General features: G+C 43.3%; 17 protein-coding genes. All 17 read left to right on the top strand.

Annotated elements, in window-relative coordinates:
* The first annotated feature begins 15 nt into the window (after positions 1 to 15).
* The 17 genes from flgL to MKY59_RS28340 all read left to right on the top strand — a co-directional run bounded on the left by flgL (position 16) and on the right by MKY59_RS28340 (position 16229).
* Complete coding sequence (gene flgL, locus MKY59_RS28420; protein ID WP_339274935.1) at positions 16 to 924, top strand: flagellar hook-associated protein FlgL; 909 nt, start codon at positions 16 to 18, stop codon at positions 922 to 924.
* A gap of 105 nt (positions 925 to 1029) precedes the next feature.
* On the top strand, positions 1030 to 1443 hold the full coding sequence (locus MKY59_RS28415) for a flagellar assembly protein FliW (protein ID WP_339274934.1): 414 nt from the start codon (positions 1030 to 1032) through the stop codon (positions 1441 to 1443).
* Complete coding sequence (gene csrA, locus MKY59_RS28410; protein ID WP_339274932.1) at positions 1443 to 1682, top strand: carbon storage regulator CsrA; 240 nt, start codon at positions 1443 to 1445, stop codon at positions 1680 to 1682. The genes MKY59_RS28415 and csrA overlap by 1 nt, the downstream gene beginning before the upstream one ends.
* A gap of 173 nt (positions 1683 to 1855) precedes the next feature.
* On the top strand, positions 1856 to 2635 hold the full coding sequence (locus MKY59_RS28405) for a flagellin (RefSeq protein WP_339274930.1): 780 nt from the start codon (positions 1856 to 1858) through the stop codon (positions 2633 to 2635).
* 155 nt (positions 2636 to 2790) lie between these two features.
* Positions 2791 to 3162, top strand: a complete 372-nt coding sequence (locus tag MKY59_RS28400) for a flagellar protein FlaG (RefSeq protein ID WP_339274929.1) — start codon at positions 2791 to 2793, stop codon at positions 3160 to 3162.
* Between the two features lie 16 nt (positions 3163 to 3178).
* On the top strand, positions 3179 to 4681 hold the full coding sequence (gene fliD, locus MKY59_RS28395) for a flagellar filament capping protein FliD (protein ID WP_339274928.1): 1503 nt from the start codon (positions 3179 to 3181) through the stop codon (positions 4679 to 4681).
* A gap of 24 nt (positions 4682 to 4705) precedes the next feature.
* Entirely contained in the window at positions 4706 to 5089 is a 384-nt protein-coding gene (gene fliS, locus MKY59_RS28390; RefSeq protein WP_339274927.1) for a flagellar export chaperone FliS, read from the top strand.
* A 68-nt stretch (positions 5090 to 5157) separates the two neighbouring features.
* A complete protein-coding gene (locus tag MKY59_RS28385) occupies positions 5158 to 5433 on the top strand; it encodes a hypothetical protein (RefSeq protein WP_339274926.1) in 276 nt (91 codons plus the stop codon).
* Positions 5434 to 5711: 278 nt separating this feature from the next.
* Entirely contained in the window at positions 5712 to 7496 is a 1785-nt protein-coding gene (locus MKY59_RS28380; RefSeq protein WP_339274925.1) for a 6-hydroxymethylpterin diphosphokinase MptE-like protein, read from the top strand.
* Positions 7497 to 7512: 16 nt separating this feature from the next.
* On the top strand, positions 7513 to 8511 hold the full coding sequence (locus MKY59_RS28375) for a UDP-N-acetylglucosamine 4,6-dehydratase family protein (RefSeq protein WP_339274923.1): 999 nt from the start codon (positions 7513 to 7515) through the stop codon (positions 8509 to 8511).
* A gap of 13 nt (positions 8512 to 8524) precedes the next feature.
* On the top strand, positions 8525 to 9253 hold the full coding sequence (locus MKY59_RS28370) for a glycosyltransferase family protein (RefSeq protein ID WP_339274921.1): 729 nt from the start codon (positions 8525 to 8527) through the stop codon (positions 9251 to 9253).
* Between the two features lie 33 nt (positions 9254 to 9286).
* Positions 9287 to 10348, top strand: coding sequence for a UDP-2,4-diacetamido-2,4,6-trideoxy-beta-L-altropyranose hydrolase (gene pseG / locus MKY59_RS28365; protein WP_339274919.1), 1062 nt, complete (start codon positions 9287 to 9289; stop codon positions 10346 to 10348).
* Between the two features lie 24 nt (positions 10349 to 10372).
* On the top strand, positions 10373 to 10870 hold the full coding sequence (locus MKY59_RS28360; RefSeq protein ID WP_339274917.1) for a GNAT family protein: 498 nt from the start codon (positions 10373 to 10375) through the stop codon (positions 10868 to 10870).
* Positions 10870 to 11916, top strand: coding sequence for a pseudaminic acid synthase (gene pseI, locus MKY59_RS28355; protein WP_339274916.1), 1047 nt, complete (start codon positions 10870 to 10872; stop codon positions 11914 to 11916). The genes MKY59_RS28360 and pseI overlap by 1 nt, the downstream gene beginning before the upstream one ends.
* Position 11917: 1 nt before the next feature.
* The gene (locus MKY59_RS28350; RefSeq protein WP_236420920.1) at positions 11918 to 12871 is read left to right on the top strand and encodes a GDP-mannose 4,6-dehydratase; all 954 of its coding nucleotides are present in this window, start codon (positions 11918 to 11920) and stop codon (positions 12869 to 12871) included.
* A gap of 11 nt (positions 12872 to 12882) precedes the next feature.
* The gene (gene pseC, locus MKY59_RS28345; protein WP_339274914.1) at positions 12883 to 14052 is read left to right on the top strand and encodes a UDP-4-amino-4,6-dideoxy-N-acetyl-beta-L-altrosamine transaminase; all 1170 of its coding nucleotides are present in this window, start codon (positions 12883 to 12885) and stop codon (positions 14050 to 14052) included.
* Positions 14053 to 14243: 191 nt separating this feature from the next.
* Entirely contained in the window at positions 14244 to 16229 is a 1986-nt protein-coding gene (locus MKY59_RS28340) for a methyltransferase domain-containing protein (protein WP_339274913.1), read from the top strand.
* The last annotated feature ends 44 nt before the right edge of the window (positions 16230 to 16273 follow it).

The raw sequence follows: 16273 nt of genomic DNA, 5'->3' as shown, positions 1-16273 counted from the left end.
AGGGGTAACAAGTAGATGGCTATTCGTGTAACTTCCGGCATGATGAGCACTCAAATGCTCAGTAACCTTAATCGGAATCTTTACCGCATGGACAACATGTCCAATCAGATCGCCACGGGCCGAAAAATCAATAAACCTTCCGATGATCCGGTGGGTGTAACGTATGCTTTGCGCTATCGCGCCGAGCTGGCCTCCAACGAACAATACCAGACTAACACAGACGCAGCCGTAAGCTGGTTGGACGCGACGGATTCCAACATGCAGCAGGCATTGGATGTCATGAAGAGATTGAAAGAGTTGGCTGTTCAGGGGGCCAATGGGACGTTGTCCGATTCAGATTTGCAGGCTGTTAATCTTGAAGTGGATGAACTAAAGCAGCATCTGGTTGATATCGGCAATACCCAGATCCGGGGGAAATACATTTTTAATGGACAGATGTACGACCAGGCTCCTTATCAGCTTTCCTCCACTGTAACCGATTATGCGGACGTAGAAACGGATACTAAAGGGGTTATTTATTCCATTAGTCAGCAGGTAACCTTCCAGATCAACACTTCCGGTTCTGAATTCTTTGGCAACAAAACGGACGGTGACAATGTTTTTAGAATTCTCGATAATCTTTCATCTGCTTTGAATAGCGGAAGCAAAACCGCAGTACAGCAAGAACTGAAAAATATCGAGTCGAGATCTATTAAAATGCAGGCAAGTTTGTCCGAAGTAGGGGCACGGTCCAATCGCGTTGAGTTGGTTCAAAATCGCTTGACGGATCAAAATTTGAATTTTACTACGCTGCAGGCGAAGACAGAGGATGCAGATGTCGCAAGTTTGATGATTCAGGCTACCTCCGCGCAGACGATATACCAGGCTTCGCTAAAATCTTCTGCCCAAATCATGCAGCCTTCTTTGATGGACTTTATGCGTTAAATGAATGATATCTGTTCAATAGTTGCACAAACAATTAAGCTATGGCCATGGAACGGTCCATAGCTTTTTTATTCAGATTAAAAAATGAATCCTGAGGTGAGACTTGTGAATGAAACAACAATGAAAGAGATTTATACCTTTTCGAAAGGTCTGCCTGGCTTTGAAGAACTAAAAGCCTTTGAAATACAACAGCATGACGAAGTATTTAGCCTGTTGACCGCGGTTGACAATCCGGCGATCTCGTTTATTACAATTAATCCCTTCGACTTTAAAGTGGATTATGAGTTTGAACTTTCTCCCGAGAACGTGGATGAGCTTTCCATAACAGATCCTGGCCAGGTCTTGGTTCGCAGCATTATTACGATTCACAGCGAGATGTCCAAATCCTCGGCTAACTTGCTGGCTCCTGTGGTATTCAATCGGGAGAAAAAGCTTGGCAAGCAGATTGTTCTTCAGAATACGGATTACAGGACAAAGCATTATCTGTGGAAAAGAGAGGAAGAAGGAGGAGAGGTTTAATGCTGGTTTTATCAAGGAAGAAAGGCGAATCGATTGTGATTGCAGATAATATCATTCTTAACGTGATTTCGGTAGATGGCGAGAATGTAAAAATAGGAATAACCGCGCCCCGTGACATCGAAATCTATCGCAAAGAAATTCTTGATGCCATTCAGCAAAGCAACCAGGATGCTGTCATGGATCTGTCTAAACTGAAGGATGAGGTCAAAAAACTGAATCGCGGGAATAACGGTTCTTAATACACCGTTTGTATTTTAAAAAAATATGTATAAAATTGTGGCCAAGCTATAAACAAGTTACGGCATGGTGTCGATATATATAATAGAGCGAGAAATCTTCGGGGCGGCCGACCTGTGAAGACGCTTATACCACATGGATGTGGGAATATTACCATTTCAGGGAGGAAAATCAAATGATTATCAACCACAATCTTCAAGCAGTAAATACACACCGCAACATGGGTCTGAACAGTGCGAACGCAAGCAAAAACATGGAGAAATTGTCTTCCGGTCTGCGCATCAACCGTGCAGCTGACGATGCTGCAGGTCTTTCGATCTCCGAGAAAATGCGCGGTCAAATCCGTGGTTTGGAGCAAGCTCAACGTAACGTTCAAGACGGGATCTCCTTCGCACAAACTGCAGAGGGCGCAATGAACGAAGTCAGCTCCATGCTGGGACGTATGAAAGAACTGAACGTGCAAAAAGAAAACGGAACATATGGCTCCGGAGACAAATCCAACATCAACGCTGAGTTGAGACAGCTTGGTAAACAAATTGACTCCATCATGTCTAACACGAACTTCAACGGCATCAAAATCAAAGGTGCTGCTACTTCGAGCGTATCCATCCAAGCGGATGATTCTAAATTCAAAATTAACATTGCTAAAGTTGTGACAACCGGCTTCTCGAACTTGAGTGCAGGAACATCTTTGTCCAATATTAGCTCAGCGATTGAAAAAGTGGCTACACAACGTGCGAACCTGGGTGCGGTACAAAACCGTCTGGAGTACACTTCCAATAACTTGGGAACAACAGTTGAGAACTTGACTGCTTCCGAGTCCCGTATTCGTGATACTGACATGGCGAAAGAAATGGTTGCCCTGTCCAAAAACAACATCTTGCTGCAAGCTTCCCAATCCATGCTTGCTCAAGCGAACTCTGCGCCACAAGGCGTTCTGTCCTTGCTGCGTTAATTTCGAAAACATGTTTGGAAAGGCCTCGCTACAAGCGGGGCCTTTTTTTAATTAAATTTCTTGAAATTCATAAAGAATAGCGAAATTTTACCGATATATAAGTTAACGATGGGAAGAAGCTGGATATTTTATTTTAAACCAAATGGAGGGAAAGTATGGACTCGAGTATTTCGAACGGAATTAGTGGGAACTTGCCTGGACCAATGAGGCCCTATCCAAAAAGCGATTCGTCCTCCAATCCGAATGATGTCGATTCAACTTTGCAGCCCCCACCCGTAACCACCATACCCAAGCTGCATCAAACCCAGGAACAATCTATTCGGGAATTGCAGAGAGCCATCGAGGCCATTCAGGGACCCCAGAGAACATTGGAAATATCTGTGCATGATAAAACACACGCCATTACAATCAAAGTTTTGAATAAAGAAACCGGGGACCTGATTCGTGAAATCCCGCCTGAAAAAATTTTGGACGTGGTTGCGAAGATGATGGAGATCACGGGAATCATCGTAGACAAAAAAATATAATGAGGAGGAGAAGTGAATGGTTACCAGAATTTCAGGTTTTTCGTCCGGTCTGGATATTGATGCAATCGTCAAAAAGCTGATGACTGCAGAAAGCGTACCTCTCAATAAACTGAATCAACAAAAACAGCTTATGGAATGGAAGAGGGAAAGTTACAGAGAAGTGAGCACTAAGATGGTCACGTTTCTTCAAGACAAAATAACAAAACTAAGTTCAAGCACCGTGATGAATGCCCAGAAGGCAACCGTTACCGGAAATACTACGGCAGTGACTGCTGTAGCCTCATCGTCAGCGAGCGGTATGCTTGAAGTGAGAGTAAATCGCTTGGCGACGGCCTCAAGCGGGGTTTCGGAAAACTGGACCGAAAAAAGTTCGTCCACAACGCTTGGAGGGCTTGGCATTGCTACAGGAACGTACCAAATAGGCAATGCCCAGATCGACCTGGATGCCGGAGATACGATCGATGCTTTTGTAGCGAAAGTAAATAACAATAAAACTGCGGGAGTAACCGCTATTTATGATCCCAAAACTGGTTTGTCCCTGACAAGCAAAACTACGGGATCAACCAGTGCTTTGCAAATCGATCCCGGGATCACCAGTGCGTTTGGCCTGAACGTGAAAACGGGGCTAGACGCCGAAGCTGTCATCAATGGGCTTACGGTTACTAAATCATCCAACACCTTTGATATCAATGGAGTTGCATTAACGCTTAATGAAACAACTCCAACAAACGGCACAGCCTCCCGGATTGCGATCTCCAAGGATACAGATAAAGTCGTAGAGGCGGTTCAAGGCTTCGTGGATGCCTACAATGACGTTTTATCTTCCTTGAATAGTAAAGTTAGTGAAGAACGCTATAAAAAATATGCGCCATTGTCTACAGAAGAACGAGCTGGAATGAGTGATGAGGAAGCGAAGCTCTGGACCGATAAAGCCAAAAGCGGCATGCTCAAAAACGACAGCATATTGCAGAGAACCATATCGGATATGAGAACAGCGATGCTGCAAGGCGTGGATATCGGGAGAACGGTTGAGGTTACTAATGCCGATGGCACCACATCAACCGTCAAAAAACCTTTGATGCTGACGGAGCTCGGGATTACAACAGGCACGTATCAGACCAATGGTAAATTGCAGCTGGATACGGACAAGCTCAAAGAAGCTTTGGAAAAAGATCCGGATATTGTGACCAATTTCTTCTCAACCAATTATAGTTCATCCTTTACGGATAATGACTATAAACAATCGGACGGTTTGCTTGCAAAAATGCGTAAAATCACCAATGTATCTTTACAGCAGATGGCAGAGACTGCTGGTACTTCCCAAGTAAGCAAAGATCTGACTTCAACATTTATGGCCAATAGCACCATGGGGGAAGCACTTACAGCTTTGGACCGTCGCATCGGCGAGCTGACCAGTAAACTGAACAGAATCGAAACCAACTATTATAAAAAATTCACCGCTATGGAGACAGCTATAAACAGGTATAATTCAACTTCATCGGCACTGGCTGGTTTCTAGGATTTAAAAGGAGGAACGAAGACATTGATCAACTCACCCTATCAGAAATATCAGCAAGCCCAAGCCCAAACCGCATCGAAATCCAAATTGCTGATTATGTTGTACGATGGGGCGATTCGATTCGTCCGGGCTGGAATAGAAGGTATTAGTGAACGTAACCACGAGAAAGCGAACAATAATCTTTGTAAGGCTCAGGCTATCGTCAACGAGCTGATTTCTTCCCTTAATTTTGATTACAGCATATCCAAAGATCTATTGGCAATATATGAGTATATGCTGCACCTTTTGATTCAATCCAATGTTCGCAAGGATGCAACCAAAGCCAATGAAGTATTGGAGCACTTGTTGGAGCTGCGTGAAGCTTGGATGGAAGCAAGTAAAGTCTCCGGAATTCCTGGTGGAGCTTGATGAGTACGGGCGAGGTTGATATTTTACTCGGGAAGCTGCAAGAGATCACCGAAGAGGCGGTTCAACATTTGGACCAATGGGATCATGAAGAATTTACACGGATGACCGAAACAAGGGAAGAAATTATGAAGGAGCTTCAATTGCTTCGATCCGAAATTAATGATCAGCATCGTGAAATGATTCAAAACATCCTCGGTTTTGATAGCAGCATTCTTCGTCGGATGCATCAGCTCAAAGATGAAGCAGGGGAATGGACGCAGAAACAGGGAGTAATTCGTGTTCAGCAAAATGCATATCATCAATCGTATATGATAGATGGTCTGTTTATTGACCAGCGAAAATAACTTCACCAAAAACTTGGACCCATACGGAGAGCGCTTTGAGAAAAGCACTCTTCGTATGGGTCATTTGTGTTTTTTGGTGACGATTGGGGCAAGAGAAACCAGGGGAAGTTAGAACCTGGCGAAGTTAACGGAACAGAGTTGGAAGTTGCGTTTTCATTATCTTTACAATAGGGGAGAGCGCGTCCCTCCTTCATTTCAGTATTTTTGAGGAAATGTTCATTTCCATTCAGCGTATACCGATAAATGAAATATAAAGCCCAGAATGGTGGTATGTGGATTTGTCGAATTTAATGTTAAATTTAAATGTACTGAAAGAACGTTTTTCTCATGTTGCACATAAATTCGCTTCGTTCGAAACTTCCCTTGAGGAAGACACCTTCACTTATATTGAACGCGTTGAACGGGATCATGAATGGCTTCAGGCTGTTCGCGAATCGGTTGAAAGCACGGGATGCATCTTCATATATGGGTTTGCCCAAGGCTTGGCCATAGCCGATTTGTTGGAGATGTACCCTGATCGGCTGTTGTATGTGTACGAGCCTGACGTACATCAATTTTACAAAACTATAGTAAATTATGATCTTAGGGATTTGCTGAACCATCGGAACCTGTATTATATAGGCATTGGGGAAGATCAATTAAATGCAGTTTTCTATATGGCCGCTGTCCATATGCAGCAGACTCTTGCCTTTGTGGCTCTTCGCTATTATTTGGAGCAAGAGATGGATGTTTTGAGAGGGATCAAGAGCAAGTTTGAAGAGTTTCAAGTGACGTATGACTCGAACCTGAAAACCCACCAATTTTTTAAGGAAGATTGGGTTCGTAACGGACTCTACCAAATGGCGGATATGCTGTCATCCACTCCGATCGAAAGCTTGAGGAATGTTTTTCCAAATAGTACGGCTGTAGTTGTAGCTTCAGGCCCTTCTTTGAAGGCGGATATAGAGTGGATTAAACGCTTATACCCTCATGCGCTCATACTAAGTGCTGGCTCAAGCATTCAAGCCCTTGTTAAACATGGTATACAGCCGCACATTGCTGTTACGTTGGACGGTGGTCCGATCAATGGAAAAGTGTTCTCGGATCCGAGGACATTGGAGACACCTCTACTATATGCGTCTACGTCTTATTATGAAATTACGGATCGAAAAACGGATCATAAAATACATGCTGTAATGAGCAATGATGAGGTATCCCAATATTTTATGGAGATAGATAAAGCTCAAACAGCACTGTCACCGACTCCAACGGTAACGGGAACAGCGATTCAGGCTGCCGTGTGGATGGGAGCGAGAAGAATCATCATGATGGGCCAAGACCTGTCTTTCCCGGGAGGGCAGTTTTATGCCGACGGGGTTGAACATATCGATGATGAAAAAATAGCCTCCTTGGTAGAAAAGGCGCCTCATAAGGTTCCGAACGTTCAAGGATCTTATAATCAAGCAAGCGATAGCTTTATTTTTATGAAAGTTTCACTTGAAAATCTATTCGAAGCTTTGCCCGGAATCGAGTTTATCAATTCCACAAGATATGGAGCAGTTCTGGAAGGCACCACATGGATGCCGGTAGAAGAGGTGTACGAACTTATTCGGGATCGTGAATTCGATGCGAATCAGGTAGCCGGTATCTTTAACAGCGAAATAGATCGGGTTGATCAGGATTCAATACATCGCGTAAAAGAAAAGATCATAAATACGATGGAAGATTTAACCGGGATGAAAGCTGAACTGTCCGTACTACGGAAAAAGATAAATACGATTCGGGAACTTAGCCGGATTAAGCCCGCCAAGTGCCAGCGGACCATTGCCGAAATTGAAACAGCCTGGTCTGATATCGTCTTTAGAGAATGGTTTGCAACCATTTATGAGATTGTTTTGCCTCTTGAAATTGCGCATTTTGACCAGCATCAGCCTTTAATTGCGATGGAGCAAAATTTGATTCGAAAAGCGGACCTTATTCATAACCATCTGGGATCTCTGGTGAATCAAATTGAAAGCAAGATTCCGATGCTGAAAACTGTTTTCGAAGAGTCTGTCCGAAGAATTGATGCCATTAATATGTAGAGGGCGGTTATGAGTGATGTACAACGAATACTATGGTAAAAAAATTCTCATTATTGGTGGAAGCGGGACGATCGGCAATCACCTTGTAAGAAGGTTATTGCTGGAAGAGCCCCAAGTGATCCGGATCTTTAGCAGGGACGAACATAAGCAATATGAAATGAACATTGAGTTTCAAAAAGATGCAAATCGGCTTAGATACCTGATCGGTGACGTAAGAGACCTGCAGCGCTTGACAAGAGCCATGGAGGGAATTGATTATGTATTTCACCTCGCTGCAATGAAGCATGTCCCTTCGTGTGAATATAATCCCTTCGAAGCCGTTCAAACCAATGTAATAGGCACGCAAAATGTGATACAGGCAGCCTTGGAAAATAATGTCACCAAAGTGCTGTTCACAAGTACGGATAAGGCGATTTCACCAACCAATACGTATGGGGCTACCAAGCTTACGGCCGAAAGATTGATTTCGGCTGCCGAATTTCAAAAAGGCTCAAAAGGAACCATTTTTTCATCCGTAAGGTTTGGAAACGTCATGGGATCAAGAGGCTCTGTTATTCCTCTATTCAAAAAGCAAATCCTGGAGAACAGAAGAATAACCGTAACGGACTCTAATATGCTTCGATACATGATGACGCCATCTCAAGCGATAGAGCTTATACTTCAGGCGAATAATAGAGCGCAGGGCGGGGAGGTATTCGTTCTGAAAATGCCGGTCATCCGTATAGGCGACTTGGCAGAAGTCATGATTGATTTGGTAACGAAACGTTATCGAATCGATTCAGAAGTTGAAATACGGAATATTGGGCTTCGACCTGGCGAAAAGAGATATGAAGAGTTAATGACAATGGATGAATATGCAGTGGCAGAGGAAACAGAAAATATGTTTGTAATTCCCGCGTTATACAGTGGTAATATCAGACGTAATGAGGATCCTGACTTCGATTCCCTACAGTTTAATCCAATCTCAAAAAGCCTGATTTCGGATTGGCTGGAGACAGAAGGTCTGGTTAAATAAGGGGGAGAAGTCTATGAAAACAGTAGCTATTATTCAAGCTCGCATGGGTTCGAGCCGCCTGCCCGGAAAAGTGATGAAGATTCTAAAAGATCGTTCAGTTCTCGGCCATGTAATCACTCGTTGCCTTGCGCTTTCCTCAGTGGACCAGGTTATAGTAGCAACTTCTCAGTTGGAAGAAGATTTAATCATCTGCGATGAGGCTGAACGATACGGGGTAGCCTCCTACAGGGGCAGCGAGAGTAATGTCCTTAATCGATATTATGAAGCTGCCAAGAGATTTGATGCCGATCATATCGTTCGTATCACCTCTGACTGTCCGCTCCTTGATCCAGTCATTTCAGATAAAGTAATTCAGCATTTTCTAAAAAGTGATTATGATTATTCGAGCAGCAGTCTGAGTGCCACTTTTCCCCGGGGGTTGGATACGGAGGTGTTTACCTTCGAAGCCTTAAGAAAATGCCAACTGGAGGCAACCCTTGATTACGAACATGAGCACGTAACTCCATATATATATCAGCACCCCGAGTTGTTTAAAATTCATAAGTATGCTAATACCAGTGATGAATCGAAATATCGACTTACATTGGATACGCCGGAGGATTGGAGATTAATTTCCCTAATTTATGAGTTGTTATACAATGGGGATATTTTCCATTGGGGTGATATCCACCAACTTCTTTCGGAGAGGCCTGATTTGGAAGCGATAAATGCCAATATTAAACAGAAGGCGTTAGGGGAATAAACACCGGATCCAGGACCAGAGATGGGGGAGTTTATGAAATATGTTGTTATTCGCACGAGTGCTTCTTCTTCTATGGGTATGGGACATTTTACGCGTTGTTTAACCTTGGCCAAGATGCTGAAGAAAACGGGTGAAGTTCAAATCGGCTTTATTTGTAATTCGGATTTTCCGATAAATCTGGAAGAGCAGTTAAAGCTCGAGAAATTTGAAGTATCGAAGACGAAGGAACACTCATTACATGTATTCGATGCACGTATAGACGCCGAATGTACAATAGAACTTATAAAAAACAAAAAAATAGATTGGCTGATTATCGATCACTACCGAATAGATGAAATGTGGGAAGAAAGACTGCGTCCGGTCGTCCACAAGATCTTGGTTATCGACGACTTGGCAAACCGAAAGCATGATTGTGATGCTCTGCTCGACCAAAATATGCAATCTAATCAGGGTAAAAGGTATGTAGGACTCGTTCCGCAGCACGCCGAACTTTTTTTGGGACCAACATTTTTTCTATTACATCCGGATTATTACCAACATCAACACAAACAAAAGAAAAAAAACTCTGAAATCGAATTTGTTGTTAATTTTGGTGGTGGTGACCCTACCAACGAAATATCAAAAATATTAAGTACTATAGAGAAACATTCAAGTCAGTTGATTGGAAGTCACTTTCATATTGTAGCAGGGCCGATTAATCCAATAAAGGAAGAATTACACCGCAGATGTTTGCCTTTGAAAGGTGTTTCATTTTATAAAAGTACCCACATGCCTACATTGCTTGCGAATGCGGACTTCGCTATTGGTGCTGGAGGAACTACTATGATTGAACGGTGCTTCATGGGGGTTCCCTCTGGGATCATTATTGTTGCGGATAATCAAATTGAAGGTACGTTAGCTGCTGGACAACAGGAGTTAGTATTCAATTTGGGGAGAAGCGAGAGTGTCAAGGAAATTGATATTTTAAGTTTCCTGAAGTCTTGTCTTGCATTTTCGGCTCCTATGGAACAGATAAGGAAAAACTGTCTTGAGTTTAATAAGCTACTGCACAAAAAAGGTGAGCATCCTGTGATTTCAATGTTAACTCGTGGATGATTATATTTGGGAGATGGGAATGGAATGAAATTTAGAATTGTGAAGTCTTCTGATATATGGCTGCTTTATGAGTGGGCTAACGATGAAGTCACAAGGAATATGTCCTTCAATACCAGTAAGATATCTAAAGAAGATCATGAGAAATGGTTCGTAGAGAAAATGGCGGATGATACCGTTCATTTATACATCGCTGAGGATGGGATGACAGAAGAACCATTAGGGTTCTTGCGTGTAGACCAAAATGGGGTCATCAGTTTTTTAATAGACAAAAAGCTCCGGGGCAAGGGATTAGGAAGCAAAATCCTCATCGAATTTATCCAATTCGTAGAAGGAAATTCCGTGAAATTGGGGAGTAATCAATTAAAGGCCCTCATCAAAACCAGAAATAGACCGTCAGTCGTAACTTTTGAAAAGGCAGGATTTGAATTAAAGGGCATTTTCCAACATGAAGGAGAAGAATGCGTAGAATATAAGTACTCCATTAACTTAAATCATGAACAGGAATTAGGGAGGGATTTATAATGCATTTACAGATTGGCGATCGATGGATCGGTCGCAACCATAAACCGTTTGTCATCGCAGAGATGTCGGGAAATCACAATCAGTCCCTGGAGCGCGCTTTGCAAATCGTAGAGGCAGCTGCAAAAGCTGGAGCGGATGCATTGAAGCTTCAGACCTACACCGCAGACACCATGACCTTGGATATCCATGAAGGCGATTTTTTTATTGAAGATCCTAATAGCCTCTGGAAGGGAAATTCCCTTTATTCTTTATACCAGGAGGCCTATACGCCATGGGAGTGGCATAAGCCGATCTTTGACCGGGCAGCTGAACTGGGAATGCTGGCATTCAGCACTCCTTTTGATGAAACAGCGGTGGACTTCCTAGAGAGTTTGAATGTTCCGGCCTACAAGATTGCCTCATTTGAGAATACGGATATTCAGTTGATCCGCAAAGTGGCTGCAACAGGGAAACCTTTGATTATATCTACCGGGATGGCCTCCATTGCTGAATTGGATGAGACCGTTAGGGCTGCCCGTGAAGCCGGTTGTAAAGATTTGGTGCTGCTCAAATGTACGAGCACGTATCCAGCAACACCTGAAAATACCAATATAATGACCATCCCCCATTTGGAGCAATTATTCGGTTGTTCCGTCGGTATCTCGGATCATACCATGGGAGTTGGTGTTTCTGTAGCTGCAGTGGCTCTGGGAGCCGTTGTGATCGAAAAACATTTTACTTTGAGACGTTCGGATGGTGGAGTGGACTCCGCATTCTCCTTAGAGCCGGAGGAGCTGGCTGCACTTGTGACGGAATCGGAGAGAGCTTGGCAGTCACTAGGACAGATCACTTATGGGGCAACGGAGCGAGAGAAACCGTCTCTTAAACACCGGCGGTCTTTATATATATCCAAGGATCTAAACAAAGGAGATATATTGACAAAGGATAACATTAAGGCGATCCGCCCAGGGTTGGGCCTGCCTACGAAATATTTGGATGAGCTTTTGGGGCGCGCAGTATCCAAAGACGTAACTAAAGGAACACCACTTACCTGGGAGGTTATCTAAAATGGCACATAATATTTTGTTAACGGGCGGCGCCGGTTTTATTGGACGTTGGGTGGCAAAGCGTCTATTGGAAGAAGGCCATTCTGTATGGATTCTGGATGACTTGTCCAATGGTCGCGCTTCGAATATTGCGGAGTTTGAGAATCATCCTAACTTGAAAGCTTTTATCGAAGGGACCATTCTGGATGAGAACTTGTTGAGCGATTTGTTTGACAAACACCAATTCTCGATATGTTATCATTTGGGAGCCTCCATTAATGTACAGGATTCGATTGACGATCCCCGGACTACCTTTAATAATGATACGGTTGGAACCTTCTACATCCTTGAACAATGCCGTAAACATCACACCAAAGTAGTGTTTATGAGTACATGTATGGTATATGATCGTTGCGCGGATGAAAAGGGGATCGATGAGCTGCATCCAACCAAACCGGCTTCTCCGTACGCGGGAGCCAAGATTGGCGCTGAAAACATGGTTCTCTCCTATTATTATGCTTATGGCTTGCCTACTGTGGTCATCCGTCCGTTCAATACGTACGGTCCTTTTCAGAAAACGGGTGGGGAGGGTGGCGTAGTGGCCATCTTCATCAAAAATGAACTGGATGGTAAAACGCTGAACATTTACGGTTCCGGTACGCAGACGCGCGATTTGCTGTATGTCGAGGATTGTGCCCGTTTTGTGGTGGCCGCTGGATTCAGCGACGCCGTAAACGGTGAGGTAGTAAATGCAGGATTAGGTAGAGATATCTCGGTGAATGACTTGGCTCAACTCATAGCTAAGGACCCAAAAAAAATCAAACATGTGGAGCACATTCATCCCCAAAGCGAAATTGAGAAGCTGCTCTGTAATTCAGCAAAGGCGAAAAAACTGCTTGACTGGGAACCTGAGGTGTCCCTTGAAGAAGGAATTGCCCGCACAACACAGTGGATTGCACAAGGTGGTCTTCAATAGGAGGGGAATACATGAGCGAATCATTTCAGCCCAGATCCAGTATGCTTCCATATGGTCAGCAGTGGCTGGATGAAACGGATATTGAATCCGTCATCGATGTATTGAGAAGCGATTTTCTGACGCAAGGGCCTGCGATCCAGGCCTTCGAACAAAAAGTAGCCGACTATGTTGGGGCCAAGTATGGTGTGGCCTTCACCAATGGAACAGCCGCACTGCATGGCTCTTGTTTTGCGGCCGGAATTGGGGTGGGTGACGAAGTCATAACGACTCCGCTGACATTTCTGGCAAGCAGCAATTGCGTGCTTTATCAAGGCGGAACCCCGGTGTTCTGTGATATCAACCTAGAAACATATAATATAGATCCGAATGAATTGGAAGGAAAAATCACACCTAACACTAAAGCGATTATCGCTGTTGATTTTGCAGGCCAACCTGCCGAAATGGACCGAATCTCCGAAATAGCCCGAAAACATGGGCTTATTGTGATCGAAGATGCGGCCCATTCGCTTGGAGCTGATTATGATGGTCGTAAAGTGGGAACATGGGCGGATATGACGATGTTTAGCTTTCATCCCGTTAAACATGTAACGACGGGAGAAGGCGGATTAATCGTCACGGATAATGAGGAATTTTATCGAAAGTTAATTCAGTTCCGGAGTCATGGCATGACTCGTAATCCGGATGAAATGACCAGAAACGACGGCCCATGGTATTACGAGATGCAATCGCTGGGCTACAATTATCGGATGACCGATATTCAGGCAGCATTAGGCGTATCCCAGATGGACAAGCTGGATCGTTTTGTTCACAGACGTAGGGAGATCATCGAGTTGTACAATAGGGAATTGGCTGATATTCCCGGGCTTGTCCTGCCGTATCAGCATCCCAAGGCCAATTCCAGCTGGCATCTGTACGTTGTTCGTTTTCTTCCCGAATTTTTTGAGCGCACTCGAAAAGAGATATTTGAAAAATTAAGAGAACTCAACATTGGAGTAAACGTTCACTATATTCCGGTTTATCTGCAGCCATATTATCACCAACTTGGCTTTGCTAAGGGACTGTGCCCAAATGCAGAGAGATACTACGAGACTGCGATCACGCTGCCGTTATTTCCCAAGATGACAACCGAAGATGTTAAGGATGTCGTTAAGGCTATCCGTGTTGCTATTGATGGCGGATAACTTTCCGAATTAGGGCATTGCTCTTCGTAATGACACTTTATGCGGGTTTAGGTACAGCATATATTTCATGTTGTCACTCATATGGAGTAGCCTGGACTTTTGGTTAGCTTGTTTGAATCAAAAGAACCAGGCTGTTTTAATTTTTTTTATGAAATGAACAGACTATAGACGGATTATTGGGAGATGAAGTCTTGAAGATCGCATTTTTGCAAGGTAAAGGGCAAATTGGACCCCATGTTATTCATGATTACGCTCAGGCATTTGAAGAGGTTGGAGCAGAAGTACTGACTGTTCCCTTAGATGGAAATTTCAATACCATAGGTTACCATTCGGTTCTCAATTTCAAACCGGATTATATCATAGGTTATGGTTATAAAGGTATCATAAGGGATAAATGGGGCGATTTTGTATGGAGGAATAGCGGAATTCCTGTAATTTGCCTTCACTATGATAACCCCATTGTTGTTTTGGATAAGGTCCATCAAAATGAATTCATTGAGAATCCTTCGTTCTATTATCATTTTGTGTGGGATAGTTATTTCCAAAGAATACTTATTGAAAAAGGTATTAATCGGGTTCACCCGATTTTGCTGGCGACGAATCCAAGAAAGTTTCATCCTATTCCCGATATTCAGAGACAAGAAAACCAGCTTGCATTCGTCGGAAGCATGAATCTATGTCCTCCCTTCGATCAAATGAATTACCATATCGAACAAAGATTCATCGATTATGTTATCCATCAAAAATCAGCTGATTTCCACATTCCGGTATATGATATTTGCATGAAGGCACTCTCTTTAGAAGAGTTTCAGCCTATTGCCTTTCTTTATAAAAATTATCCTGAGGAATTTTGGACCAACATCTACGGCCCTATTCACGTACGAGGAAGTTCGATCTTTAGAAGGCAAGTTCTTGGAAGCCTCATTGGCGTGGACATGCATATTTATGGCTCCCAGCAGAAACTGAATGAGTATACCATTAATCATCCGGCTATTCCTTATGAGGAATTGTCCCAGGTGTATCAACTGCATGCTGTGAATTTGAACATATCCTCACTTCAATTGGAGACATCCGTTAATAATCGAGTATTCGATGTATTTGCTTCCAAAGGATTTGTATTAAGCGACTACAAAAAGGATATGGAACTTGTTTTTCCTGATGCATGGGAAGCAATATCGTTTGTCAGTCTTGAGGATTTATTGGTGAAGGCCGATTATTACTTGACCCATAGGAACGAAAGGGAAGAATTGGTTGGCGAACTTTACAATCACATTTTGGATAAGCATACCTATAAACATAGGGCTAATGAAATTATCGGTGTTTTGAGTTCCTATGAATCCCAAGGACCGAATCGGTCACAAACCGGAACAACGAAAGGGTACCAATACAAAGATGAATTAAACGCTTGCCCCATTTGCAGCGGGCAAAGCTACGCCGAGTTGTACCATATCGAGGGACACGACCGTTTTGATACTAGTCTGCATCGATGCAATAACTGTGGTTCCGTTTTTATGGATCCTCAACCAACGGAGGAGTATTTGACCTTATTTTATCAGAATATGTATTATTCCAAAGAGCATCGGCAAAAGATGGGTTGGAGCACAGAGATCTCGGACATCACACCTGGGATGATGCGTAACTACGAAATTAGAATGGATTTGGTTGAATCTTTCGTTAATCAGACGCGTTACCCGAGAGGGGTACTGCTCGATATCGGCTGCTCTACGGGACATTTTCTGGCCGAAGCGCAATTCCGTTATTGGACTGTGGCTGGAATAGAGGTTTCTGAAAAAGCTGCCAATGAAGGCCGGGAAAACTATGGATTAAACATTATTACAGGAACTCTGAACGATGAATTATATGAAGATGAGAGTTTTGACGTAGTAACTGCATGGGATGTCATAGAACATATTCCGACTCCTCATAATTTCATGAAGAATGTTAAGAGGATATTGAAAAAAGGCGGGCTATTTGTGGCCAATACCCCTAATGTCAATTCCAGTGCTAGTTATCATAGGGGGAGTCAATGGAGACATTTAGACCCACCCCTGCATGTCATCTTGTATGATCATATTTCGTTGCGTATCTTGATGAAAATGCATGATTTTGAGATCCTTCAAATTTCCTCGGGTTCTGAATATCTTGGTCAGCTTCAGATTGTAGCCAGAAAAAATTAAATTATATGAATTGGTGAGGTAGAACCGGTGTTGCCTTTGAGCGC

The sequence above is a fragment of the Paenibacillus sp. FSL W8-0426 genome (assembly GCF_037969725.1).
Lineage (GTDB): Bacteria > Bacillota > Bacilli > Paenibacillales > Paenibacillaceae > Paenibacillus > Paenibacillus hubeiensis.
Note: the sequence above shows the minus strand (reverse complement) of the source record. Positions and strands in the feature narration are given on the sequence as shown.